Raw genomic sequence first — 24,625 nt, 5'->3', positions numbered from 1 at the left:
AAAATCAATTATTAGCGAATATCGTTCGCTTTTTACCACGCAAAACGGTAACGACACTCGTAAGACAAGTACAAGAACGTGTGAAGCAATAAGAATAGCGGGGCAAATAGCATGATACGAAAAGCTATCGCAAAGTTTGTATCTTGCATCATGAAAGGCAATCTAAAAAAATTGACCAATATATAAAAAGAAGGATTTTTCATTTCTTCCTCAAATTGTATATAAGACTAACCATTTGAGGGAGATGAGAAAATGAATGTTTCAAGTACTGCGGAAAATGTGATTATTAAATACGAGGGCAGAATCGCAACCATTATGTTAAATCGTCCGAGTGTACTAAATGCGTTAGATGTACCAACCATAGCGGAGCTTTTGCGTGCGTGTCAAGTTGTTGCAGCTAGTGATGTGGATGTTGTCGTTCTTTGCGGAATGGGCCGAGGATTTTCTGCAGGCGGAGATATTAAATCGATGCTCACTGACATGGATGAAAGTAAGTTCGAGCCGATTATGAATCAAATTTCAGAGCTAGTTGTGACTCTCTATACTATGCAAAAGCTTGTCATTGCAGCCATTCATGGCCCAACTGCTGGACTTGGTCTTAGCTTAGCATTAGCGGCCGATTATGTGATTGCAGATGCCTCATCACTCATTGCGATGAATTTTATCGGAATTGGATTAATTCCAGATGGAGGGGGGCATTTCTTTCTCAATCAGCGGGTAGGAGAAGTTGTGGCCAAACAACTCATTTGGGAAGGAAAGAGAATGACAGCTCCTGAAGCATTGAAACTTGGAATTATCGATGAAATCACGCAGCAGGATTTCCAAGAAACCGTAAAGAAAAAAGCCGAGGGATGGCTCAAAAAGCCGGTTCGGGCTATGCTGCAAACAAAGAATATTTTCACAGAATTGAACAAAGCTACATTGCAGCATACATTAGCACTTGAAAAAGCAGGACAAATACAAATGAGAAAGACGGAAGATCACGCGGAAGGAATTCAAGCTTTCTTAGAAAAACGTCCACCAGGGTTTATAGGAAGATAATAATAAGCCGGCCTTTATTGCGCCGGCTCTTTATTAAGAATGAAATAATAATAGTTTTCCACGAGAGTTAATGCACCGATGCGTTTGTTCTAGTACATTGTTGTCTACTAGGAGTTGTTCCCCTTTTTTCTTTGCCTCGTTATCATTAGTAGCTGTAAAATGTTGGTCTAATACGACATGCCCGCCTTTATCAAATGCAGTTACTGTATACGTTTCCATTTTAATATATTTCCTCCTTTGTAAAATAAATTGAATCTTTATACTATTTTTACATATTTATGTATTTTGTGCAAAAAGAAATTCCTAGAATAAAGTGCTACAATAAGATACAGCGAAATGGTAGAGGAGTTGTGTAGGTGGAACCGTTACGATTTATTCATGCAGCGGATTTACATTTAGATAGTCCGTTTAAAGGTATGGAAGGGGAATTGCCACAGGAGCTTTTTGCTAGAATGAAGGAGAGTACGTTTTCTTCCTTCTCACGAATTGTACAAGTAGCTATTGAAGAGAAGGTCGATTTTGTTTTGCTAGCAGGAGATTTGTATGACGCAGATGCGCGAAGTATTCGGGCTCAACTTTTTCTTCGCAATGAATTACAGAGATTAGATGATCATAACATTTCCGTCTTTATTATTCATGGCAATCATGATCATCTGGGTGGAAGCTTTGCAGAAATAGAGTTTCCCTCTAATGTAACTGTGTTTGAAAAAGATACGGTAGAGTATAAGCCCTTTTATAAAAATAATCAGTTGTTTGCATACATATATGGCTTTAGTTATTTACAACAGGCAGTACTTGAAAATATGACATCCCAATATGAAAAGACCGAGCAAGCTCCCTTTCATATTGGGATGCTTCATGGAAGTGTGGAGGAAGCGAGCGATCATAGTCGCTATGCTCCGTTTTTAGTGCGGGAATTACTCGATAAACAATTTGATTATTGGGCACTCGGACATATTCATAAGCGAAATGTGCTATATGAGCAGCCGCCTATTATTTATCCTGGAAACATTCAAGGAAGACATCGTAAAGAAACAGGGGAGAAAGGCTGTTATCTTGTTACCCTTGGGCCTAGTGCTTCTTATACGTTTGTATCGACTGCAGATGTTATTTGGGAGGAAGCTTCTATTTCCATAGACGGATTGCAGTACATAGATGAATTGCTAGAGAGATGCTACTCCATGGTTAAGCATATGCGTAGAAAAAATGAAGGAACGCTTGTCATTTTAACTTTTACTGGATACGGGGAGCTATCGATTTATTTGCAAGATCCAAAACAGCTTGAAGAAATCGTTCAGCTTTTGCAAAGCCAAGAGGATAGACAGTTTGTTTATGTAGTAAAGTGTTACAATCACACGCTTTCTAATGATGCGATGGAAGCAATGAAACAAGAAAGTCATTTTATTGGAGAACTGCTGCAGGAAGTAGAATCGTGCACATACTTGGAGTCAATTGTAAAACCACTTTGGCAAAGCGGGGTAGCAAAAGCAATCGATGCATTTAATGAGGAAGAAAAAGAGGAAATACTACAAGAAGCAAAACGTATTATGTTACGTGAATTAGTAGCAGGAAGAGGGGATGTAAGGTGAAGCTTGAAAAACTCCATATATACGGATACGGAAAGTTACAAGATGTACAGCTGTCTCTCTCTTCCGTTACGATTTTGTACGGAGAAAATGAAGCAGGAAAATCGACAATTCGTTCGTTTATTAAAAGTATTTTATTTGGATTTCCTACAAGGGGACAACTTCGCTATGAACCGAAAGAAGGCGGTGCATACGGCGGGGCCATTACGATACAAAGCGAGCAATATGGACACATTCGCGTGGAACGAATTCCTAAAACAGCAAGCGGAGAGGTCACGGTTTATTTTGAAGATGGCTCTATGGGCGGAGAACAAGAGCTAAAGCAGCTGCTACAAGGATTGGATAGCTCTTTATTTGAATCGGTGTTTTGTTTTGATATGCATGGACTTCAAAACATCCATCAAGTGAAAAAGGAAGAGCTCGGAAACTATCTGTTTTCTGCGGGCGCTGTTGGAACGGATACGCTGCTACAAATGGAGAAAAAACTTGATCGTGAAATGGAAGCATTGTTTAAACCAAATGGAAGAAAGCCATCTATTAACGTTGGTTTGTCGGATTTACATAAATTGAAAGACTCCTTTCAAGCATGGCAAAAGAAAATTGGACAGTATGAAAAATGGCAGCAATTGAAAAAAGAGGGCGAACTACAAGTAGAGAAGATGCAACAGGAAAAGAAAAGACGAAATCGTTTGATAAAAGACGATGAAACGATGATTACCCTTGCACCGCTATTGTTAGAAAAACAAAAGCATGAGGATTTTCTTGCTACAATACCCGAAACGTCATTTCCAGCACAAGGTGTGCTGCGCTATGAACAATTGCTTGCAAAGTGGAGACCAGTGCAGCTTCGTCTGCAAGTATTAGCTGATAAAATAGAAGAAGGAAAGAAAGAAGCAAGGATGTGCTCGGTTAACGAGGCGCTCCTGCAAAAGGAAGTACAGATTGAAGAATGTCGTCTTAAGCAACTCTCTTACGAACAAGCAATGAAAGAACAAACGGTTAACGAAACTAGAATGGAGCAAATGAAGGAAGAAATAGAAGGATTGCAACGTAGTATAGGCTTGCTGCAAGAGAAAGCTTTCTTTTTGCAACTTGATACAAGTTTGGCTGCAAAGGAGAATTTGACTAGTATGTTGCAGCAATCGCAGCGCTTAGAGGAACAAAAGCAGCAATTGGATGAACGATTTTCGCATGCGAAGGATGAGTTAGACGAGCAAGAGCAGCATCTCCGTGGTATAAAGGAACGTATGCAGAATTCGAATAAGAGATCTTCATCTGTGAAGCAAAAGAATGTACCCTTTCTATATTTTATACTTGCAATTCTAGCTGGTAGTCTAGTTGTCTTTCTTACGAATCAGATTATGTACGGAACGCTTGTTTTTTTACTTATTATTGTTGCTTTTTTTGTATACTACCGAAAACCTTCCAATGTTCAGGATATGGAACTAAGGCAAGTCATGGACCGAGAAGAATTTAAACTGCAGCAGGCAGAAAAAAACTATGAACGAATTCTAAAACAGTATGAAGAGTGGGAACAGTCTTCCTTTAGCGTAGAGAAAAATTTAAAAACATGGAAAAGACAGTATGGATTAGCTGATTCTCTTTCTTATAGACAGCTTCTGACTATATTGGAGCGAGTTGAAAAAATTAAAAATCTATATCGAGAATATGAAAAGGCTTCTCAGAAAAAGAATTCATTACAAAGAGAAATTCAGCAATTTCAAAATAAGCTAGATGAGCTGCAAAACTTTTTTCAAATAGAGGAAGAACGAGCGAGCGACAGTCTCTATCAGATGAGAGAAATTGTAAAGAAAGAGCAGCAACAGAAGGTGGAATACAAGCAGCTTCTTGAAAAAATTACCGAATGGGAAGAGGAACAACAGGAGCTGCTTCATAACAATAAGATACTGCAACACGAACGAGATGTACTTTGGAACGCATCCTCTTCTCATACCGAAGAGGAATTTTATGCACGGGGAAAACAGGACGAAGAAAAACAAACTACTCTGAAGCAAGTATCGTTTCTCACGACACAAATACAGTTATTACAAGAACGGTTAACGGAACTTAATATATCGGATCATCGAATATGGACAGAGGATTATCATGATCTGCTACAGAAACAGCGTAGTCAACTGGATACATTGCTTCTGGAAGAGCAAACGATGCAGCGTAATTTAGCTCAGTATCAGGCGGAAATTGCAGGACTGGAAGAAGGAAGCACCTATTCCGATTTACTACATGAATGGGAAGCAAAAAAATCGATTATTCGTGAGCAAATGAAGCAATGGGCGGCTTATGCAACTGCTAAAAATGTACTAATGAAAACGAAGGAACGATATCAACAGGTGAAATTACCACGCATGTTAGAAAGAGCCGAGAAATATTTTAACCATGTAACAAGTGGTCAGTATGTGAAGCTATTTGTGCCAAATCAAGAACAATCTTTTCTTGTAGAGAGATACGATGGGATGCGTTTTGCTGCCTATGAGCTGAGCCAAGCAACGGCAGAACAACTATACTTATGTTTGCGATTTGCATTAGCGGATACGTTTGATGGAAATATTCCATTAATTATTGACGATAGCTTTGTGCACTTTGACAAGGTTCGAACAAAGCAGACTTTATCTTTATTGCGAGATCTTTCTAGTACAAGACAAATTCTATTTTTCACATGTCATGAAGGGTTTCTTTCTTATTTTTCAGAGGATGAGACGATACGCTTGCAAGAGAAGAGAAATGTCGTCTGATATTGTGATATGGAAGTTTTTTGTATGATATACTATTGATAATTGGACATTTTGGAGGACTACACATGAAAAAGAAGATTATGGAATATGACGTTGGAGAACAGGTAGATATACTATTGCTCATTAAATCATCGGTACGGGGAATTGCCAGCAATGGAAAACCCTTTTTAACACTTATGCTACAAGATCAAAGTGGAGAAATTGAAGCTAAGGTATGGGACATTTCAAAGGATGATGAACAGCGCTATGCACCTGAGAAAATCGTAAAGGTAGCAGGTGATATTTTAAATTATAAAGGACGCATTCAACTTAAACTAAAGCAAATTCGCGTACTTCAGCCAGAAGAAGCACCGGAAATATCAGAATTTGTAGAACGGGCTCCTATTCCGAAACAAACGATGCAAGATATGATTACCCAATATGTGTTTGAAATGCGCAATCCAACGCTTCAACGAATCACAAGACATCTGTTGAAGAAATACCAGGATCGATTCTTGGAATATCCAGCTGCTACAAAAAATCATCATGAATTCGTATCTGGCTTGGCCTATCATGTCGTGTCTATGCTAAATTTAGCGAAAGCGATAGCGGGATTATATCCATCGCTAGATAAAGACTTGTTATATGCAGGTGTTATTTTACATGATCTTGGTAAAGTCATTGAACTATCCGGTCCGATTTCAACAACGTATACGGTGGAAGGAAATTTATTAGGTCATATTTCCATCATGGTTAGTGAAATATCAAAAGCTGCTGATGAACTTTCCATTGAAGGCGAAGAAGTGGTAATTTTACAACATATTGTTCTAAGCCATCATGGTAAAGGGGAATGGGGCAGTCCGAAGCCACCGATGATTCGCGAAGCAGAAATTCTTCATTATATAGATAATCTAGATGCGAAAATGAACATGATGGATCGTGCGCTCAGCCGTGTGAAACCAGGCGAATTCTCCGATCGTATATTTGCGCTAGACAATCGCTCCTTCTATAAACCAAAATTTCACGAATAAGGGTATACATCTAGCCCTCCTTTCATACAGTGTAGTATAAAGCTTGTCTACGAATGAAAGGAGAACAATGAGATGCCTTTATGGGTGTATGTTGTAATTATTGGAATTGTTATAAGTGGATTTATGACTTTGTATACGTCCAAAAAAGAAGAGAATCTTGACCGTGAGTTTATTGAACGAGAAGGCGAAATATATATAGAAAGAATGCGTGCGGAACAAGAAAAACGTATGGATGAAAAGGATGATCATTCCGTTTTGCTATAAATGGCTACGTACAGAAAAAGGAAAGCTTCTTTTTCTGTACGTCTTTTTTGTATACAATGAAATTACATTCACGTAAGAAAACTTTGGTGTAAAAAGGAGAGGCCAATGGAATTTCATGAGATTTTGCCAGCTGTACGTCATATTAAGGATTTAGAAAAACTAGTAATTAGCAAGTATACATATATAGTCTTGCTAGATTTGCATGTGGGACAGTTGAAAAGTATCATGACGCTAGCAAAAAAACATGGGAAGAAAGTTTTCTTACATTTAGACTTAATTCATGGTCTGCAAAGTGATTCCTATGGAGTTGAATACGTATGCCAAGAATTTCATCCCTATGGTATTCTTTCAACAAAGGCAAATGTGATTGTAAAGGCAAAGCAAAAAGGAGTTGTAGCGATACAGCGCATTTTTTTAATTGATTCTAGTTCCCTTACAAAAAGCTATACCTTGCTAGAAAAGACGAAGCCAGATTATATTGAAGTACTTCCTGGCTTGCTTAGTGATATTATTACTGAGGTTAAGGAACATACGGGTATTCCCATTTTAGCAGGTGGATTTATTCGTTCGTTACAAGACGTCCGGCAGGCAATTGATGCGGGAGCAACCGCTGTAACCACCTCAAACGAGAAGCTATGGAAAGAGTACATAGAAAATTAGCGCATATGCTCTTATGTTTGAAAATACATAGATGAGAGGGGTATCTTTCATGAAAACTTATATGTTATCACTCGATCAAGGAACTACGAGTTCACGAGCCATCTTGTTTAATAAGCAAGGGGAAATCATCCATAGTGCACAGAAGGAGTTTACACAACATTTTCCTAAGCCTGGCTGGGTAGAGCATAATGCTAATGAAATTTGGGGATCCGTGCTTGCTGTTATCGCGAGCTGCTTGAGCGAAGCTGATGTTCGTCCCTCCCAAGTGGAGGGGATTGGTATAACGAATCAGCGAGAAACGACCGTTATTTGGGATAAGCATACAGGTAAACCAATCTATAATGCGATTGTTTGGCAATCTCGTCAAACGGCAGCCATTTGTGAAGAGTTAAAATCACAAGGGTATTCTTCGATGGTGCGAGAAAAGACCGGTCTACTCATTGACGCATATTTCTCTGGAACAAAGGTGAAATGGATATTAGACCATGTAGAGGGAGCACGTGAAAAAGCAGAACGCGGTGAATTGCTATTTGGAACAATTGATACGTGGATTACTTGGAAGTTAACAGGCGGAGCGACGCATGTAACCGATTATTCCAATGCATCTCGTACGATGATGTACAATATTTACGATTTAAAGTGGGATGAGGAATTGCTTGCGATGTTGACGATTCCGAAAAATATGCTCCCGACTGTTCGTCCGTCTTCAGAAATTTATGGATATACGGCAACCTATCATTTCTTTGGACAGCAAGTACCGATTGCGGGTATTGCCGGAGATCAGCAGGCTGCGTTATTTGGACAGGCTTGCTTTACAGCAGGAATGGCGAAAAACACATATGGAACGGGCTGCTTTATGCTCATGAACACAGGCAAACAGGCAGTCGCATCTAAAAGGGGATTGCTAACAACGATTGCATGGGGATTGAATGGAGACGTAGTCTATGCGTTGGAGGGAAGTATTTTCATAGCAGGATCAGCAATTCAGTGGCTTCGAGACGGAATGCGCATGATTAAGGAAGCGAAAGAAAGTGAATTATACGCACAAAGAGTAGATTCAACTGATGGGGTGTACGTGGTTCCAGCTTTTGTTGGATTAGGTACACCGTACTGGGATAGTGATGTACGCGGTGCAGTATTTGGAATTACACGCGGTACAACAAAGGAACATTTTATACGTGCTACGCTTGAATCATTGGCTTATCAAACAAAGGATGTGCTTGGTGCAATGGAGGCGGATTCTAAAATTGCTTTAAAAGCGTTGCGCGTAGACGGCGGAGCAGTGAAAAATAATTTTCTTATGCAATTTCAAGGAGATATGCTAGGTGTACCAGTGGAACGCCCTGTAGTAAATGAAACGACTGCACTTGGAGCAGCGTATTTAGCTGGTCTGGCAGTTGGATATTGGGATAGTCAAGAGGAAATAGCACAGCAGTGGCAGATTGACAAGTCGTTTATACCCACTATGCCGAAAGTGCAAAGCACGAAGCTATATTCAGGTTGGAAAAAGGCGATTGAAGCAACGAAAGTTTTCAAATAGAAAATGGTGTAGTATACTAAACATAAGTTAATAAATTGGCAGGAGAATGAGAGAGACCGCATTGCGCTATGAAAGCATATTTTATAGTGTTATTTGCGGTCTTTTCTTTTTTTAAGGGGGAAACAGGATGAGCATACTATTTTCAACTATGCAAAGAAAAGAAATTCTTACAAGTGTAAATCAGTGTCATGTTGATGTCATTATAATCGGCGGAGGAATTACGGGTTCAGGAATTGCTTTAGATGCGACATCAAGAGGTATGTCAACGGTTTTATTTGAAATGCAGGATTTTGCTGCAGGTACATCCAGTCGGTCTACTAAGCTTGTTCATGGAGGGTTACGTTATTTAAAACAATATGAAGTAAAAATGGTGGCTGAGGTGGGGAAGGAACGCGCAATTGTATATGAAAACGGACCGCACGTTACAACACCAGAGTGGATGCTTCTTCCCATTCATAAAGGCGGGACATTTGGAAAATTTAGTACGTCGCTCGGTCTTCGAGTTTATGACTTTTTAGCGGGAGTAAAACGTGGTGAACGTCGTTCCATGCTAAATCGGGAGCAAACTATGAAACGAGAGCCGCTCATTAAGCAAGAAAACCTGAAGGGCGGCGGCTATTATGTGGAATACCGTACCGATGATGCTAGGTTAACCATTGAAGTCTTGAAGGAAGCAGTTGCGCTCGGCGCCAAGGCAGTGAACTATACAAAGGTAGAAGAACTTCTGTATGAAGGGAAAAAAGTAGTGGGGGTACGTGTTGTGGATCAGCTTGATCAGAACACGTACGAAGTGTATGCAAAAAAAATTATAAATGCAACAGGACCATGGGTAGATCACTTACGTGAAAAAGATCATTCAAGAATAGGAAAACGATTACAGCTATCAAAAGGAATCCATATTGTTATTGACGAAAAGCGGTTCCCTTTACAACAAGCTATATATTTTGATACGCCAGACGGGAGAATGGTGTTTGCCATTCCAAGAGATGGAAAAGCATATGTAGGCACTACCGATACGTTTTATGATTTGGATGCTACCAACCCAAAAATGACGATTGCTGATCGAAAATATGTAATCGATGCTATTAATTACATGTTCCCATCCGTGAATATCACTGAGCGGGACATTGAATCTAGCTGGGCAGGGGTTCGCCCACTTATCTACGAAGAAGGGAAAAATGCTTCTGAAATTTCTCGTAAGGATGAAATCTGGCAATCGGACAGTGGACTTCTTACAATTGCTGGTGGAAAATTAACTGGGTATCGAAAGATGGCAGAAATGGTAATGGATGTAGTTGTTTCCCTTTTAGAACAAGAAGGGGATGATTCGTACCTTGCATGTCAAACGAAGCACTTACCTATATCAGGTGGTAATATGGAAGGAGGATATGAATCCTTTATAAAGAAAAAAGAAAAGGAAGGTAAAGACTACGGATTAACAAGGGAACAATCACATTATTTTGCTAGCTTTTATGGATCGAATGCCGATATTTTATTTAAATTGGCAAAAAAATATAGCAAGCAAGAGGTGGGTATGCCTTTAGACGTATTTTTACCACTTATTTATAGCATGGATTATGAAATGGTTACAAAGCCAATTGATTTTTTCATTCGTCGTACAGGCGCATTATTCTTCAAAATTAACTGGGTTCATACATGGAAGGATGGTGTTATTGCTTATATGGAAAGACGTTTACATTGGAGTCCAGACGTGAAGAAGAAATATACAGATGAATTAGAACAGGCATTGCGAGATGCAGTTGTACCTATTGATGAACAGAATATTTCAGCAGGAGCATAAAAAAAGGGAGTGATTGAATCACTCCCTTTTGCATTTCTATTATTGACCAGTTGTTGCTTGACCAGTCGTTTGACCAGTTGTTTGACCAGTCGATTGTGCTGGTGCTGGATTTAAAGCATCTTTCAAATCGCTATCTTCTACAGTTGCATTTACTTTCTTAAATTCTTTATCAACGAAATCGTTCATAAATGTAGTATCTTGCATTTTTGTATCAACTAATTGGGAACGAATGGTTTCTTTTACTTGATCAAATGGTTGTAATGGCTTAATGTCAGTCACTTTAATGATGTGATAACCATATTGTGTTTTAACTGGATCACTAACTTGATCCTTTTGTAATTTATAAGCAGCAGCTTCAAATTCAGCTACCATCTTGCCAGAAGTAAAGTAGCCTAAATCGCCGCCTTTATCTTTTGAACCTGTATCTGTTGAATATTGTTTTGCTAAATCTTCAAAGGATTGGCCTTGATTTAATAAATCTTTTACTTTTTTTGCAGTTGCTTCATCAGCCACAAGAATATGGCTTGCTTTAATTTCAGGCTTGTAATGATCCTTTAGCTCCTGATCTGTAATACTAGCTCCAACCGCTTTCTTAAGTGCAAGGCTTGCACGAATTTGCTCTTTGAACGAAGCTTGCGTCATACCACTTTGTTTTAGAAGGGTATCAAATTGATCTCCGTATTGTTGCTTTGCTTTATCAAATTCAGTTGAAATTTCTTTATCGGTTACGTTGTAATTTTTTGAGAATACTTTTTGGATTGTGAGTTGTTTTAGTACGCTAGCTCCAGCTTGTTGTTTCATAGCGTCGTAAAACTCAGTTTTCGTCACGTTTCCTGCATTTGATTTTACTACCACATCAGAGCTACCGCAGGCAGAAAGTGCGAGTACGCTTGTAGCTGCTAGCGCAATTAGTACTTTTTTCATTTATAACACTCCTACATATTTTTTTAGTATCAGTATGTTCAAATAGTACAACAAATAATATAACATACTTCCCAATGTTTTCATATGGACAAGCCAAAATATGGCTGATTCTTAACAGTACGTTAAAGAATAGGATGGATTATGAGCTTGTACAATGTTTTTAATTGTGCATAAATAATTTTCTTGAAAGGCTAGAATTTTTCACTATATTGAGCGTTGTATGCTTATATTAATCAACTTAACTGGGTCATTGCCTACTCCTTTGTTTCAAGCGATGCATAGTATAGGGTACAGAGCGTAAAGGAGGTGTCAGTAATGAGCGGTGGATACGGATACTCTGGTGGCTTTGCGTTAATTGTTGTTTTGTTTATTCTTTTAATTATCGTTGGCGCAGCTTGGCTATAAGGCAATAATGTAAAGATTAAAAACTATTCCGGTCAGCAATTGTTGACCGGATGCTTTTATTAACTAGTACATAATGGAGAGTTACCATTAGAAAGCTTTCATTTCGAAATGTATTTCATCGTTAGTATGTGGGATTACGGTGGATATAATATTCGTAGATGAAGAGATCGAAGGAAAGATTGGTGAATGGAACGTCATTAATCAATTATGTAAATAGAGCGCTTCCAAAAAAAGATAAGAAGGATAGAGAAAGCTTGATAATAAAGAGTAGAGATTATTTCTTTATTAGCTTTTTGTCCTTCTCAATAAAATTTTCTTCAATGTTCTCTAATGATTTTTCAAAAATGTCGATAAACTCTTGCCCATATATATTTCGTAAAATGGCCATTAATTCAATATTTTCTGGAAATTTACCATAGAAATCACGTAGTGCAAGTGCACCATTGAAGATGGAGTTTTGCTCCGGTACGTATTCTTCCATGAGTTTTAGAATTAGTTCTTCGCCTTTTTCTGTTATTTCAATATACGTATTACGTTTGTCATCTTCCTTCTTTGAAAACACAAGAAGTCCTCGTTCTTCTAGCTTTTTTGAAAAGTTGAATGCAGTAGACACATGCATTACACCAAACTTTGCAATTTCAGAAATAGAAGCTCCTTTTAAATGATACGCAATCGAAAGGATATGATGTTCATTTATATTTAGATCATATGGCTTAATCCATTGCTGCCAATCTTTTTCTACACTTTTCCATAATGCTTTGGAAAGCTGAGCAATACGTTGGCTGAATATAAGAGCTTCTTTAACTGAATAGTTTTTTTCCCCATTACTCATTGACTCACCTACTTTTTTTGTTTATCTACTATAGCATCTATTATGCCAGTAAAATAAAAATTAATAAAGTACTTTTGTAAGAATTGTAAAAAAATTTTGTATAAGCCAAAACTTTCCAGTTCTGGCCCGTTATTCATGTACTTAATTTTTTTGTATGATATTTTTCTGCAAGGAATCAAGCGATTGTTGAATTTCTAGTATTTCTTTTTGAATATTCTCTTTATTTGGCTCTGTTTCCTGCTTCCAAGAAGAAAATGTTTTTTGAATATCATTTTTAAGTTCAATAAAGACATCTTTACTTTCTTCAGCTGTTTGAATAATTTGATCTTTAAGCTGAATAGAGTCTGATTTAATTTCATCTAGAGAATTTTTTAAGTCATCGCTTTTCCGCTTTATGGAATACCGAAAATCCTTTCCTGATGATGGTGCTGCAAGTAAAACAGTAACAGCGGCAACGGCTCCCCCGCAAAGAAGCCCAGTAAGAAATGCTTTATAATTTGACATGATTCTACCTCCTTATATACATACTATAGCAATGTGGTTTTAAAGATGACTTGCGATGGAATCCGCCATGTTTTTCAGTTCTTCAGGTGTGTAGGTATCATAATGCGTTTTCCATGTCAGGCCAAAGCTATTGTCGTTTTCATATCTTGGAATTAAATGAATATGGAAATGAAACACACTTTGGCCAGCTTTTTCACCGTTATTGTTAAGCACGTTTAAACCAACTGGCTCGTATTGTGCTTTAAGGGCATTTGCAATTTTTGGTACAGCTTTGAATACGTTTTCAGAAACATCCGGTGTTAACGCAAAAACATCTTGTTTATGTACTTTCGGAATGACGAGCGTGTGACCTTTTGTAACCTGACTAATATCTAAAAAAGCGAGCACATGTTCATCCTCATACACTTTTGCACTTGGAATGTCTCCCTTAATAATTTTGCAAAAAATACAATCTTTCTCTGAATGATTCATATCGTTCACCCTTTCTAATTGTCTTACCCGTATCTTACCATAATTACACAACAGACAAAATAAGAAAAGTGGAATCGGCTTGGTCAGCTCTGGAGGGCAGAAGTTCCTATTCAAGCTATAAATAAAAAACAGGAAGCAAAGCTTCCTGTTTAATGAAGAAGGTATGTTGAATCATCGCTTGTGTACCTTTTGGAGACACCTCATTTACTGGAAAAATGGTTGCATTGTTTCTTCGCTACTCTGCTAGAAACACCTCATTTGTAGTTGAAGTATATGCTATTTTCCTGTGAATTCCTTTTTGTTCTTTCTTTGTCCTATTAGAGAATGCATCTAACTCTTGTGGAATACAGATCTACTCTCCTCGAGACACCTCATTTCGAACAAAATGCGTTGTTTTCCATAAATAGTCCTTAGCGGACACCCCATTTCGATGATAAAGAATGAAACATTCATTTTCATTACTTTTCTGGGACTTTTGTTCAACAACTTCCTTCTTCCTTCATTAATGTAACCAGTTCAAAAAGAAATATACACCCGATTTTTTTCATGCATGTTAGAAATCCTAGGTAGAGGGGCCTGTTTTTTGGTAAGATAAGGATACATCATCCACATAAAGAAAGGATGGAACTATGAATTCATTATTAGAAGTGCAACACGTTACCGGAGGTTATTCAAAACGACCTGTACTGCAAGATATTTCATTTTCTGTTAAGTCTAGCGAGCTTGTGGGACTAATAGGACTAAATGGTGCAGGGAAAAGTACGACAATTAAACACATTATCGGCCTTATGACACCAAGACAAGGGAGCATCACGATTCATGGGAAAACATTTCAAGATGATCCAACTCTTTATCGTGGTAGCTTTACGTACATTCCAGAGTCCCCGATTTTATATGATGAATTGACATTGGAGGAACATTTACAGCTAACGGCAATGGCGTATGGTGTTGAGGAAAAGCAATATGAAGAAAGAATAAAACCGTTGCTAGAAGAATTTCGGATGAGTAACCGATTAAAATGGTTTCCCTCTCATTTTTCAAAAGGAATGAAGCAAAAGGTTATGATTATGTGCGCCTTTCTTGTGCAGCCATCGCTCTATATTATCGATGAGCCTTTTCTTGGTCTAGATCCGCTTGGTATTCAATCTTTACTGGAGCTAATGGGGCGAATGAAAAAAAACGGAGCTGGCATTTTAATGAGTACACATATTTTAACAACGGCAGAGAAATATTGTGATTCATTTATTATTTTGCATCACGGACAGGTGGTGGCAAAGGGGAGCTTGCAAGACTTGCAGCAACAATTCTCCATGCCAGGGGCATCGCTTGATGATCTCTATATTGAACTAACAAAGGAAGAAAATCATGAACACAGTTGAATTGTGGAAGAAGAGATTTAAACTTTTTGTGAAAGAAATGAGAACGTACGGGAAATATATTTTCAATGATCATCTTAAGTTTGTACTTATATTTGCAATTGGAATTGGAGCTTATTATTATCATGCATGGCTGCAAACATTGTCGCCCTCCTTTCCCACTACTTGGCTTATGGTCATCATTTTTTCATTCATTGTGACCAATGGAAGTGTTCAAACTTTCGTTAAGCGACCCGATATTGTTTTTTTACTTCCAATAGAAGAAAAAATGAAGTCCTATTTTAGAATGGCTTTTTCTTTTTCTTATTTCGTTCAATTACTGCTGGTTTTAGTGGTTGGACTGGTGCTAGCTCCGCTTTATAGCCATCAATATAAGGAAGCGATGTCTACATACGTTATATTGCTTGTTTTATTGGCAATTGTTGCAAGCTGGAATTTACTTATCGTATGGGAACGAACGTATATATTGGATGAACGAATCCGGATCATCGATTACGTTATGCGGTTCGGACTATCATTTGCCTTTACATTTAGCCTTCTAAGTAAAGTGTCTGTTATATACACGGTAGTTATAGTGTTCGGCATGGGTGTGTATTTGTTCTCGTTATATCGTAGAAAAGGGAAACAAGGATATAATTGGGAGTATCTTATCAATGATGAAGAGAAAAAAATGCTATTGTTATATCGAATTGCTAACTTATTTACGGATGTACCGCAATTAAAGGAACGAGTGAAAAGAAGAAAATGGCTTGATATTATGACTAAAACGGTTTCCTTTTCAAAACAAAATACGTACTCTTTCCTATATATTCGAACATTTTTAAGATCAGGTAGCTATTTCGGTATGTTTGTAAGACAACTTATTCTTGGTAGTGTGATTGTCTATTATGTACCGTTTCTATACGCAAGGATGTTTATAAGCTTTTTATTTATTTATATAATCGCATACCAGTTACTTAGCTTGGCGAAGCATTATCACGTCACACTTTGGGTAAGTTTATATCCAATAGCAGCCATAGTACAGCAACGAGCATTTTTAACATTACTTATGCGATTACTCGTATTATCGTCTGTTGTGTTTTCAATCGTGTTTGCCTTTGCTACACATGATTGGATCATGACAGCGATCGTCCTTCTTTGTAATCTGGTTTTTAGCTACGGATTTACGTACGGATATAGTAGCAAGCGAATGAAGATCCTCTTACCTTAAGTAATACAAGGGAAGTGAACTCGTTGACAGATTATGAAACAGTTATACGTATCCGGCTCATGGAATGGAAAGAAGAAATGCTAAAAAACTCATCTTTTATGAACCGCGTATCAAAAAAAGTACAAACAAAAGTGCAGCAGCTAACGCCTGAAAAAGTGAATATTGTGCTGACAGAAAGTATAAAAAAGATGGTTCAAGGAATTCTCGTAGGATCTGATTTTATCCAGCCAACGTTAAAGGAGCATCATCTGTCATTGCAACAGCGAGATGAACGAGTCAATCGGAAACGGGAAGATTATAAGAAAATTGCTGCTGTAGAAGGGGCCGGTACCGGTGCAGGTGGCATCTTACTAGGCCTTGCAGATTTTCCACTACTTGTATCGATTAAAATTAAATTTTTATTTGAGGTAGCAACGATTTACGGTCATGATACGAGTAAAGAAGAGGAGCGTCTTTTTATTCTTCATGTATTTCAGCTAGCATTTTCTAGTGACAAGCATCGTCGTGATATTTTTACCATTATAGAAGGCTGGGAAGCATGCAGAGAAAAGGGGCGTAACGTAGATTGGCGAACGTTACAGCAAGAGTACCGTGATTACATTGACTTAGCAAAAATGTTACAGCTCGTACCAATTATTGGAGCAGCCGTAGGAGCATATGCAAACTACAACTTATTGGATCGACTTGGTGAAATCGCAATGAAATGCTATCAATTACGATGGCTACATGCAAAAGGGGAGTAGGGAAACCTACTCCCTTTTGTGTGAAGAACTCCCTCCCATAAAGGCAGTGTGCTTTATTATAGTAAGAAATAAATATGTTTCTCCTTTATTCCTCTCCTTTTTTGTTGTAAAAAAGATTGAGATTCTATACATAAAGGAATATATTCTTCTAATACTAATACAAACCATCTTATGGTAAAGGAGACCTACTGCCTTGAAAAAGGGACTTATCCTAGCAGGAAGTTCGGCAATCGTCTGCGTAGTTGCACTTATCGGTTATTTATTAATTATCTTTTTGGGTAATTTTGTTATTGATGATAAAAAGCTGGTGTTTGAGTCTACCTCACGCATCGTAGACGAACAAGGAAATGAAATAACAAAAATGTATGATCAAAATAGGGAACTCGTTTCTATTGATGATATTCCGCTTTATGTACAGCATGCATTTGTAGCAGCCGAGGATACGCGGTTTTATGAGCATCATGGTGTGGATTTCACTTCCATATTCCGTGCATTATATAAGGACATTCTCGCTGGTTCGAAGGTAGAAGGCGGGAGCACGATTACGCAGCAGCTTGCTAAAAATATATTTTTAACAAATGAAAAAACGTGGCTTCGTAAAACGAAAGAACTAATCATCGCAGTTAATTTAGAACAGCGTTATACGAAAAATCAACTGCTAGAAATGTATGTGAATCAAGTTTATTTTGGTCATGGGGTGTATGGGATTCAAACCGCTTCTCAATTTTATTTTCATAAAAATGTACAGAATCTATCTGTTTCCGAAGGGGCGTTATTGGCTGGTTTAATGAAGGCACCTACTAGCTACTCTCCTATTTTGCATCCTGATAAGAGCAAGGAACGTCGTGATTTGGTTTTGTCTTTAATGAATAAGCAAGGATTTTTGAGTGCGGAAGAAACAGTCCGTGAACAGGGAAAAACACTTGCGCTAGATGTACAAAACTCTAAAGAAGAGCAAGCATTCTTACCTTTTATTGATATGGTATTTCAAGAAGCTGCGGATACGTATAAGCTATCCTATGAAGAAGTATTAAGAGGGGGTTATACGTTTGTCGTTACGTTAGATCCAACCATACAGAAAACGGCTTACAATCTATTTCAGGACAATCGTAACTTTCCTAGTGGTAGTACAGATATAGAAGGTTCGTTTGTTCTGATGGATAGTAAGACGGGAGGGATTAAGGCGGCCATTGGTGGACGCCATTATGTTCCAAGGGGCTATAATCGATTGTATATGAAAAGACAGCCCGGCTCCGTGATTAAGCCGCTTCTTGTTTATGCCCCTGCTCTTGAAACGAAGAAATACCAGCCTTATTCTATGTTATCAAATGAAAAGCAGTCATTTAACGGGTACATTCCTCGTAATTATAATGATATCTATTCTAAGGAAATTACGATGTTTGATGCAGTTAAAGACTCAGCCAATGTCCCTGCTGTTTCGCTTTTAAATGAAATCGGTATAGATACAGCGAAATCTTACTTAGCAAAGGCGAACGTGAACATTCGGGATACGGGATTAAGTGCGGCACTAGGTGGTTTGCAGGAGGGTGTGTCTCCGCTTGAACTAGTAAAAATGTATCGTGCCTTTTCTGCAGAAGGAAATGTGACTGAGCCCCATGTGATTGAAAGAGTAATGAATCAAAAAGGGGCCATCATTGGACAGACCCTGCAAACAGAAACAAATGTGTTTTCAAAGCAAACCGCGTGGTTCATGACACGTATGCTGGAAGGAACAGTAAAGGATGGAACAGCTCAATCTGGCACTTACAACGGAGCGTTAGCTGGGAAAACTGGAACGACCTCGCTCCCTAACCGTGATACAGGTGCGAGAGATGCATGGTTCGTTGGATATACTCCCAATATGGTAGGGGCTGTATGGATGGGGTATGACCACACCGATGATACTCATTATATAACCGAGGGTAGCGATTATCCAACGAGACTATTAAAAAAAATTTTAACGGCTTCTCATGCTGAGACACAAACAGCATTTACAATGCCAGACGGAGTAGAAAACATTGGAGAGCCTATACGATTAGCAAAGTTAACCAATGCACAGGCAAAGCTGACTTTTACACCTATTGGGTTGTTTACGGTAAATATCAAGTGGAATCCACTTGCAGACAAACGGGTGCAGTACCGTATTTATAAGAAGGAAGGAGATACGAGTACTTTGCTAACAACTGTTACTGGACAATCGGAGTATGAAATGAAATACGTAAATGTGTTTGCTGTACCTAGTTTATATATCGTGCCCTTTAATCCACAGACCAATCGCGAAGGGGAAAAAACAGACATAGTCAAATCTTAGTAAATAGCAATATGGTATAATGCGTAAGGGAATTTATCCTGATTTGAAATATTGATATCGCCAATCGTAAAAGTGTCGATTTGTTGAACTTAAACACTCTGCTGTGCAATTTTATTGTTAAAACGGTATAGTAGGAAAAGATACGGTTTAAAATACGCTATCATTTTTGTAAAAAATGTAATTGAGGGGAGATTGGGATTGTGGTACGACAATTCAACGACACGCTATTAAGAGCATGCAAAGGGGAAAAAACAGATTATGTCCCAGTATGGTATATGAGACAAGCGGGACGTTCTCAGCCCGAATACCGTAAAATCAAGGAAAAATACTCCTTATTTGAAATAACGCATCAGCCCGAATTGTGTGCATACGTTACGAAGTTACCGGTAGACAATTACGGTGTAGATGCTGCGATACTCTATAAAGATATTATGACACCGCTGCCATCTATCGGAGTGGACGTTGACATTAAAGCTGGTATTGGTCCTGTTATAAGCAATCCCATTCGCTCGTTACAAGACATAGAGCTTTTAGGTGAAATACATCCAGAACAAGATATTCCTTATGTACTGGATACGATACGATTATTAACTGGTGAAATGCTAGATGTTCCGTTAATTGGCTTTTCCGGTGCTCCGTTTACGCTTGCGAGCTATATGATTGAGGGAGGACCATCCAGAAATTATAATAAAACAAAGGCACTTATGCATGAGGATGAAAAAGTGTGGTTTGCGCTTATGGATAAATTAGCAACAATGACGATTACCTATGTTACAGCTCAAGTAAATGCAGGGGCAAAAGCCATTCAAATTTTTGATTCTTGGGTAGGTGCGTTGAATGTAGCAGATTATCGCACCTATATTAAGCCTGTCATGCAACGTATTTTTTCTGAGCTTCGTCCTTTGAAAGTCCCTCTCATTATGTTCGGCGTGGGAGCAAGTCACTTGGCAAACGAATGGAATGAATTGCCGCTTGATGTTGTAGGATTGGACTGGCGTTTGCCGATTGAGCAGGCACGTGCACGCGGCATCCAGAAAGCAATACAAGGAAATCTAGATCCTGCTGTCTTACTTTGTTCATGGGATGTCATTGAGAAAAACGTGAAGAGCATCTTGGATGAAGGGATGAAACAACCCGGTTATGTATTTAATCTTGGGCATGGGGTATTTCCTGAGGTTAAACCAGAAACATTGCAGCGTTTAACATCGTTTATTCATGAGTATACGGCGCTCCATCAGAAACAATAGAGAATAATAGAAGGCGGGATTCGAATCATGAAAAAGAAAATGGGTTTGCTTGTCATGGCATACGGAACGCCATACAAGGAAGAAGATATCGAACGCTATTATACACATATTCGTAGAGGGAGAAAACCAACTCCGGAAATGTTTGAAGATTTAGTAAGACGTTACCGCGCAATTGGCGGAATCTCTCCTCTTGCAAAAATTACCGAAGAACAGGCTACTAAGCTCGAAGCGAGATTAAATGAAATACAAGAAGAAATTGAATTTCATATGTATTTAGGACTAAAGCATATTGAACCATTCATAGAAGATGCCGTTCGGCAAATGCATGAAGATGGAATTGAGGAAGCAATTAGTCTTGTATTAGCCCCTCACTATTCTACATTTAGTGTGAAATCCTATAACGGTCGTGCAAAGGAAGAAGCAGCCAAATTTGGTGGTCCTGTTATTCATAGTATTGAAAGCTGGTATAAAGAGCCTACATTTATTAGTTACTGGGCGACCAAGATTAAAGAAACCTACGCATCTATGCAACAGGAAGAACGGGAACAAGCCATTTTAATCGTATCTGCACATAGTTTACCAGAAAAAATTATCGCTGCAGGTGATCCCTATCCAGATCAGTTGAAAGAAACTGCAGAGCTAATTAGCGAGGCTGCAGGGGTTAAGGACTATGCAATAGGCTGGCAAAGTGCGGGAAATACACCGGACCCTTGGATTGGGCCAGATGTACAGGACTTAACATTAGACTTATATAATAAATATGGCTATAAAGCTTTCGTATATGCGCCGGTAGGGTTTATTGTCAATCACTTAGAGGTTTTATACGACAATGATGTTGAATGTAAGGCGGTTACGGATAAAGTAGGAGCAAGCTACTATCGTCCAGACATGCCAAATGCACAGGATGCATTTATTGATTGCTTAGCACAAGTTGTTATGAAAAAGACATATACTATCTGAATAGATGTAGCAAGAGGAGGAAATACATATGGAACAACGGATTGTTATTATCGGCGCTGGTATTGCTGGACTTACAGCCACTTACTATTTACAAAAAGAAATCCGTGAGCAAAATTTACCTTTGCAAACCTTGCTCATCGAAGCTACCGGTACAATTGGCGGAAAAATAAAAACGTTGCAAAAGGATGGCTTTGTTATTGAAAGAGGACCAGACTCGTTTTTAGAACGTAAGACAAGTGCTAGCCGTTTGGCTAAAGAAGTCGGATTAGAAGATGAACTCGTTAACAATGCAACGGGGAAATCTTACGTATTAGTGAACGGAAAACTTCATAGCATTCCACAAGGCAGTATGATGGGCATACCGACGCAAATTAAACCTTTTCTATTTTCTGGAATGTTCTCTCCTCTTGGAAAAATAAGAGCAGGATTCGATTTTATTTTGCCTACTTCTAAGGCTATGGAAGATCAATCGCTTGGCCATTTTTTCCGTAGAAGGCTTGGAAATCAAGTGGTAGAAAATTTAATTGAACCTCTTCTTTCTGGCATTTATGCAGGAGATATAGATGAGATGAGCTTGATGGCAACGTTCCCTCAGTTCTATCAGGTCGAGCAAAAATATCGAAGCATTGTACTTGGGATGAAAACACTAGCTCCGCCAACACGTAAAACAGCGAATCCGAAAGGAATTTTCCAAACAGTGCGCACAGGTTTACAATCACTTGTAGAGCATGTGGAAGAACGGCTCGAAGAAGGAACATTGTTAACAAGTACACGTGTGGAACGAATCGAGAAAAAGGAAGACGGCTACCTTTTGTATCTTAGTAATGGAAAAACAATCGAAGCTGTATCCGTCATCGTAGCAGCGCCGCATCAGTCACTCGCCAATCTATTCCAGCAATACGACGAGTTTCAATTTCTTCATTCAATTCCTTCCACTACCGTAGCAAATGTAGCATTGGCTTTCCCAGAAAAAGCGATTACTCGTGATATTCAAGGAACGGGTTTTGTTGTCTCAAGGAATAGCGATTTTAAAATTACAGCGTGTACATGGACTCACAAAAAGTGGCCGCATACGACGCCAAAAGGAAAGGTACTGCTTCGCTGCTATGTAGGGAGACCTGGTGATGAAGAGATTGTTGAGAAATCTGATGAAGAGATCATCAGTATTGTCATGGAAGATCTAAAGAAAACAATGGAAATAGATATGGATCCTGAATTTTCCATTGTGTCACGTTGGCGAGAAGCGATGCCACAATATACTGTTGGACACAAGGAACGTATGGAATTCATTACCTCCTTCATGGAGAAAGAACTACCAGGGGTTTATGTCGCAGGGAGCTCATACCGAGGAGCAGGCTTACCTGATTGTATTGATCAAGGGGAAGCAGCAGTTCGGCATGTGTTAACGTACGTTACGAGTATACAAAAACTAATGGAAACACGCTAGAAGACCAACATCCACAGAGAAAACCGTCTCTGTGGATGTCTTTATTTTCGGGTTCTGATTAAGTAGTTATTTCGATACTTTTGCTTTCATCTCCTCATAAGCTGAAAGTGCTTGCTTGCGTGCCACGACGTGATTCACAATTGGATACGGATACGTAACGCCAAGTGTGATCTTAGCACTTTGTAATACGTCATTATTTGCTTCCCACGGCCTATGTATATATTTATTCGGAAGATCCTTTAGTTCAGGAATCCAGCGCCGTACATATTCACCATCCGTATCAAATTTTTCCCCTTGTGTAATCGGGTTGAATATTCGAAAATACGGGGCAGCATCTGCGCCGCTTCCCGCTACCCATTGCCATCCCATTGTGTTATTGGCAAGGTCTGCATCTAACAGTGTATCCCAAAACCAAGCCGCGCCCCGCTGCCAGGGGATAAGTAGATGCTTGACTAAAAATGAAGCAACAACCATACGAACGCGGTTGTGCATAAAACCGGTATTCCATAGCTCACGCATCCCCGCATCGACAAATGGATATCCGGTTCGTCCCTTTGTCCAAGCCTGAAACAGGGCATCATCTTCTTTCCAAGGGAAATGTTGAAAAGCGGGTAGCAAAGGCTCCTTTGTTGTATGCGGAAAGTGGAGCAGAAGATGGTATGCAAATTCCCGCCATACAAGCTGCCGCAAATAGCTTTCCCCTTGTACCCCTATGCTTGGGGAAAGCTTTCGCTTTATATAATAGTATACAAGACGAGGAGAAAGCTGCCCGAATGCATAATAGGGAGCTAATGATGAATGCATAGCTATGGCTGGAAAGTCACGTCCGTCTTGATAATGTCCAAGCCGCTTTGCTAAGAATTGGTTTAGCGTTTTGTAAGCTCCTTCTTCTGTAGGTATCCATATTCTCTCTATTTCCTTCATCCAATGAACGGCAGGCAGGAGATGTAAGTCTGAAATTGCTACACTTTCAAATGTTCCTTCCATGACACTTGCATCGTCCAATCGTTTAACAGGAAAAGGTACAGTTTGTTTTTGCAATGCTTTATAAAAGGGAGTAAATACTTTGTACGGATCTCCGTTCGGTTTTGTAATTGTATCTGGATCAAGAAGAATATGAGATTCAAACGTTTTGCATATGATTCCTTGCTGATGTAGCATATTGATAAGTTCTTTATCATGAGTGAGCACATCAGGTTCATAGCGTCGATTAAAATAAACAGCAGATGCATTTGTTTCTTTCACAAGTTCGAGAAGCTGCGATTGCACGTTGCCTGTACGAATAACAAAGGGGATATGTCGCTTTTCTAATTGTGCCTTCATATCTACTAGGGCATGATGAAGCCACCATTTGGAAGCCGATCCAAGCGGCCAGCTCCCTTCATATTGTTCATCATAAATATATAGGGGCAATATTTTACCTTCCTTGGCAGCAAAGAGCAAGGCTGGATTGTCATATAAACGAAAATCCTTACGAAGCCATACAAGAATTCGTGTATCTGTCATTAGAGATCATCTCCTTATTGCTTAGTATGTATGAATT

General features: G+C 38.9%; 22 protein-coding genes. 16 read left to right on the top strand and 6 right to left on the bottom strand.

The annotated features are described in order from the left end of the window. The first annotated feature begins 252 nt into the window (after positions 1 to 252). The gene (locus tag ACAN53_RS11590; RefSeq protein WP_379970102.1) at positions 253 to 1,041 is read left to right on the top strand and encodes an enoyl-CoA hydratase; all 789 of its coding nucleotides are present in this window, start codon (positions 253 to 255) and stop codon (positions 1,039 to 1,041) included. 33 nt (positions 1,042 to 1,074) lie between these two features. On the opposite strand, the gene ACAN53_RS11585 is transcribed toward ACAN53_RS11590, so the two are convergent. Next, entirely contained in the window at positions 1,075 to 1,260 is a 186-nt protein-coding gene (locus ACAN53_RS11585) for a YhzD family protein (protein ID WP_379970100.1), read from the bottom strand. Between the two features lie 137 nt (positions 1,261 to 1,397). On the opposite strand from ACAN53_RS11585, the gene ACAN53_RS11580 reads away from it, so the two are divergent. From ACAN53_RS11580 to ACAN53_RS11550, 7 genes are all read left to right on the top strand, one after another. Beyond that, the gene (locus ACAN53_RS11580) at positions 1,398 to 2,630 is read left to right on the top strand and encodes a metallophosphoesterase family protein (RefSeq protein ID WP_379970098.1); all 1,233 of its coding nucleotides are present in this window, start codon (positions 1,398 to 1,400) and stop codon (positions 2,628 to 2,630) included. After that, positions 2,627 to 5,377: an ATP-binding protein gene (locus tag ACAN53_RS11575; protein ID WP_379970096.1), complete on the top strand. Its 2,751-nt coding sequence runs from the start codon at positions 2,627 to 2,629 to the stop codon at positions 5,375 to 5,377. Before ACAN53_RS11580 ends, ACAN53_RS11575 begins: the two co-directional genes overlap by 4 nt. A 65-nt stretch (positions 5,378 to 5,442) precedes the next feature. Next, the gene (gene yhaM, locus ACAN53_RS11570; protein ID WP_379970094.1) at positions 5,443 to 6,387 is read left to right on the top strand and encodes a 3'-5' exoribonuclease YhaM; all 945 of its coding nucleotides are present in this window, start codon (positions 5,443 to 5,445) and stop codon (positions 6,385 to 6,387) included. Positions 6,388 to 6,459: 72 nt separating this feature from the next. Beyond that, positions 6,460 to 6,651, top strand: a complete 192-nt coding sequence (locus ACAN53_RS11565; RefSeq protein ID WP_379970092.1) for a sporulation YhaL family protein — start codon at positions 6,460 to 6,462, stop codon at positions 6,649 to 6,651. 105 nt (positions 6,652 to 6,756) lie between these two features. Next, entirely contained in the window at positions 6,757 to 7,311 is a 555-nt protein-coding gene (locus tag ACAN53_RS11560) for a glycerol-3-phosphate responsive antiterminator (RefSeq protein WP_379970090.1), read from the top strand. 49 nt (positions 7,312 to 7,360) lie between these two features. After that, positions 7,361 to 8,851 (top strand): glycerol kinase GlpK, encoded by a 1,491-nt coding sequence (gene glpK / locus ACAN53_RS11555; RefSeq protein ID WP_379970088.1) that lies wholly within the window; start codon positions 7,361 to 7,363, stop codon positions 8,849 to 8,851. 133 nt (positions 8,852 to 8,984) lie between these two features. Continuing rightward, positions 8,985 to 10,652 carry a glycerol-3-phosphate dehydrogenase/oxidase gene (locus tag ACAN53_RS11550; protein ID WP_379970318.1) on the top strand — a complete coding sequence of 556 codons (1,668 nt, stop codon included), beginning with the start codon at positions 8,985 to 8,987 and terminating at the stop codon, positions 10,650 to 10,652. 39 nt (positions 10,653 to 10,691) lie between these two features. On the opposite strand, the gene prsA is transcribed toward ACAN53_RS11550, so the two are convergent. Next, positions 10,692 to 11,576 (bottom strand): peptidylprolyl isomerase PrsA, encoded by an 885-nt coding sequence (gene prsA / locus ACAN53_RS11545; protein ID WP_379970086.1) that lies wholly within the window; start codon positions 11,574 to 11,576, stop codon positions 10,692 to 10,694. A 315-nt stretch (positions 11,577 to 11,891) separates the two neighbouring features. Between prsA and ACAN53_RS11540 the strand changes: the two genes are divergently transcribed. After that, complete coding sequence (locus ACAN53_RS11540; protein ID WP_379970084.1) at positions 11,892 to 11,981, top strand: YjcZ family sporulation protein; 90 nt, start codon at positions 11,892 to 11,894, stop codon at positions 11,979 to 11,981. Positions 11,982 to 12,255: 274 nt separating this feature from the next. Here the strand turns inward: ACAN53_RS11540 and ACAN53_RS11535 are convergent, their stop codons facing one another. The 3 genes from ACAN53_RS11535 to ACAN53_RS11525 form a co-directional block, all read right to left on the bottom strand. Beyond that, positions 12,256 to 12,813: an HTH-type transcriptional regulator Hpr gene (locus ACAN53_RS11535; protein WP_379970082.1), complete on the bottom strand. Its 558-nt coding sequence runs from the start codon at positions 12,811 to 12,813 to the stop codon at positions 12,256 to 12,258. 141 nt (positions 12,814 to 12,954) lie between these two features. Continuing rightward, entirely contained in the window at positions 12,955 to 13,317 is a 363-nt protein-coding gene (locus tag ACAN53_RS11530) for a YtxH domain-containing protein (RefSeq protein ID WP_379970080.1), read from the bottom strand. 39 nt (positions 13,318 to 13,356) lie between these two features. After that, positions 13,357 to 13,788, bottom strand: a complete 432-nt coding sequence (locus ACAN53_RS11525; protein WP_379970078.1) for an HIT family protein — start codon at positions 13,786 to 13,788, stop codon at positions 13,357 to 13,359. Between the two features lie 629 nt (positions 13,789 to 14,417). Here ACAN53_RS11525 and ACAN53_RS11520 point away from each other — a divergent pair. From ACAN53_RS11520 to hemY, 7 genes are all read left to right on the top strand, one after another. Continuing rightward, a complete protein-coding gene (locus ACAN53_RS11520) occupies positions 14,418 to 15,167 on the top strand; it encodes an ABC transporter ATP-binding protein (protein WP_379970076.1) in 750 nt (249 codons plus the stop codon). After that, positions 15,154 to 16,374, top strand: coding sequence for an ABC transporter permease (locus tag ACAN53_RS11515; protein WP_379970074.1), 1,221 nt, complete (start codon positions 15,154 to 15,156; stop codon positions 16,372 to 16,374). Before ACAN53_RS11520 ends, ACAN53_RS11515 begins: the two co-directional genes overlap by 14 nt. A 23-nt stretch (positions 16,375 to 16,397) precedes the next feature. After that, positions 16,398 to 17,117, top strand: coding sequence for an EcsC family protein (locus ACAN53_RS11510; RefSeq protein ID WP_379970072.1), 720 nt, complete (start codon positions 16,398 to 16,400; stop codon positions 17,115 to 17,117). A gap of 193 nt (positions 17,118 to 17,310) precedes the next feature. Beyond that, positions 17,311 to 19,428 carry a transglycosylase domain-containing protein gene (locus ACAN53_RS11505; RefSeq protein ID WP_379970070.1) on the top strand — a complete coding sequence of 706 codons (2,118 nt, stop codon included), beginning with the start codon at positions 17,311 to 17,313 and terminating at the stop codon, positions 19,426 to 19,428. 200 nt (positions 19,429 to 19,628) lie between these two features. Next, positions 19,629 to 20,675, top strand: a complete 1,047-nt coding sequence (gene hemE, locus ACAN53_RS11500; protein ID WP_379970068.1) for a uroporphyrinogen decarboxylase — start codon at positions 19,629 to 19,631, stop codon at positions 20,673 to 20,675. Positions 20,676 to 20,702: 27 nt separating this feature from the next. Beyond that, positions 20,703 to 21,635: a ferrochelatase gene (gene hemH / locus ACAN53_RS11495; protein ID WP_379970066.1), complete on the top strand. Its 933-nt coding sequence runs from the start codon at positions 20,703 to 20,705 to the stop codon at positions 21,633 to 21,635. Positions 21,636 to 21,663: 28 nt separating this feature from the next. Beyond that, positions 21,664 to 23,082, top strand: a complete 1,419-nt coding sequence (hemY, locus tag ACAN53_RS11490; RefSeq protein ID WP_379970064.1) for a protoporphyrinogen oxidase — start codon at positions 21,664 to 21,666, stop codon at positions 23,080 to 23,082. 66 nt (positions 23,083 to 23,148) lie between these two features. Here the strand turns inward: hemY and ACAN53_RS11485 are convergent, their stop codons facing one another. Then, a complete protein-coding gene (locus tag ACAN53_RS11485; RefSeq protein ID WP_379970062.1) occupies positions 23,149 to 24,588 on the bottom strand; it encodes a cryptochrome/photolyase family protein in 1,440 nt (479 codons plus the stop codon). Positions 24,589 to 24,625 lie beyond the last annotated feature (37 nt).

The sequence above is a fragment of the Ectobacillus soli genome (assembly GCF_042610425.1).
Classification (GTDB): domain Bacteria; phylum Bacillota; class Bacilli; order Bacillales; family Bacillaceae_G; genus Ectobacillus.
This window is presented reverse-complemented; position numbering and strand designations above follow the sequence as displayed.

What these genes read in the sequence shown, in the direction of transcription:
- ACAN53_RS11590 (WP_379970102.1), top strand. Translation starts at nt 253, where the DNA reads ATGAATGTTTCAAGTACTGCGGAAAATGTGATTATTAAATACGAGGGC.
- glpK (WP_379970088.1), top strand. Translation starts at nt 7,361, where the DNA reads ATGAAAACTTATATGTTATCACTCGATCAAGGAACTACGAGTTCACGA.
- hemY (WP_379970064.1), top strand. Translation starts at nt 21,664, where the DNA reads ATGGAACAACGGATTGTTATTATCGGCGCTGGTATTGCTGGACTTACA.
- ACAN53_RS11530 (WP_379970080.1), bottom strand. Translation starts at nt 13,317, where the DNA reads ATGTCAAATTATAAAGCATTTCTTACTGGGCTTCTTTGCGGGGGAGCC.
- ACAN53_RS11565 (WP_379970092.1), top strand. Translation starts at nt 6,460, where the DNA reads ATGCCTTTATGGGTGTATGTTGTAATTATTGGAATTGTTATAAGTGGA.
- ACAN53_RS11515 (WP_379970074.1), top strand. Translation starts at nt 15,154, where the DNA reads ATGAACACAGTTGAATTGTGGAAGAAGAGATTTAAACTTTTTGTGAAA.
- prsA (WP_379970086.1), bottom strand. Translation starts at nt 11,576, where the DNA reads ATGAAAAAAGTACTAATTGCGCTAGCAGCTACAAGCGTACTCGCACTT.
- ACAN53_RS11560 (WP_379970090.1), top strand. Translation starts at nt 6,757, where the DNA reads ATGGAATTTCATGAGATTTTGCCAGCTGTACGTCATATTAAGGATTTA.
- yhaM (WP_379970094.1), top strand. Translation starts at nt 5,443, where the DNA reads ATGAAAAAGAAGATTATGGAATATGACGTTGGAGAACAGGTAGATATA.
- ACAN53_RS11585 (WP_379970100.1), bottom strand. Translation starts at nt 1,260, where the DNA reads ATGGAAACGTATACAGTAACTGCATTTGATAAAGGCGGGCATGTCGTA.
- ACAN53_RS11535 (WP_379970082.1), bottom strand. Translation starts at nt 12,813, where the DNA reads ATGAGTAATGGGGAAAAAAACTATTCAGTTAAAGAAGCTCTTATATTC.
- hemH (WP_379970066.1), top strand. Translation starts at nt 20,703, where the DNA reads ATGAAAAAGAAAATGGGTTTGCTTGTCATGGCATACGGAACGCCATAC.
- ACAN53_RS11540 (WP_379970084.1), top strand. Translation starts at nt 11,892, where the DNA reads ATGAGCGGTGGATACGGATACTCTGGTGGCTTTGCGTTAATTGTTGTT.
- ACAN53_RS11525 (WP_379970078.1), bottom strand. Translation starts at nt 13,788, where the DNA reads ATGAATCATTCAGAGAAAGATTGTATTTTTTGCAAAATTATTAAGGGA.
- ACAN53_RS11520 (WP_379970076.1), top strand. Translation starts at nt 14,418, where the DNA reads ATGAATTCATTATTAGAAGTGCAACACGTTACCGGAGGTTATTCAAAA.
- ACAN53_RS11485 (WP_379970062.1), bottom strand. Translation starts at nt 24,588, where the DNA reads ATGACAGATACACGAATTCTTGTATGGCTTCGTAAGGATTTTCGTTTA.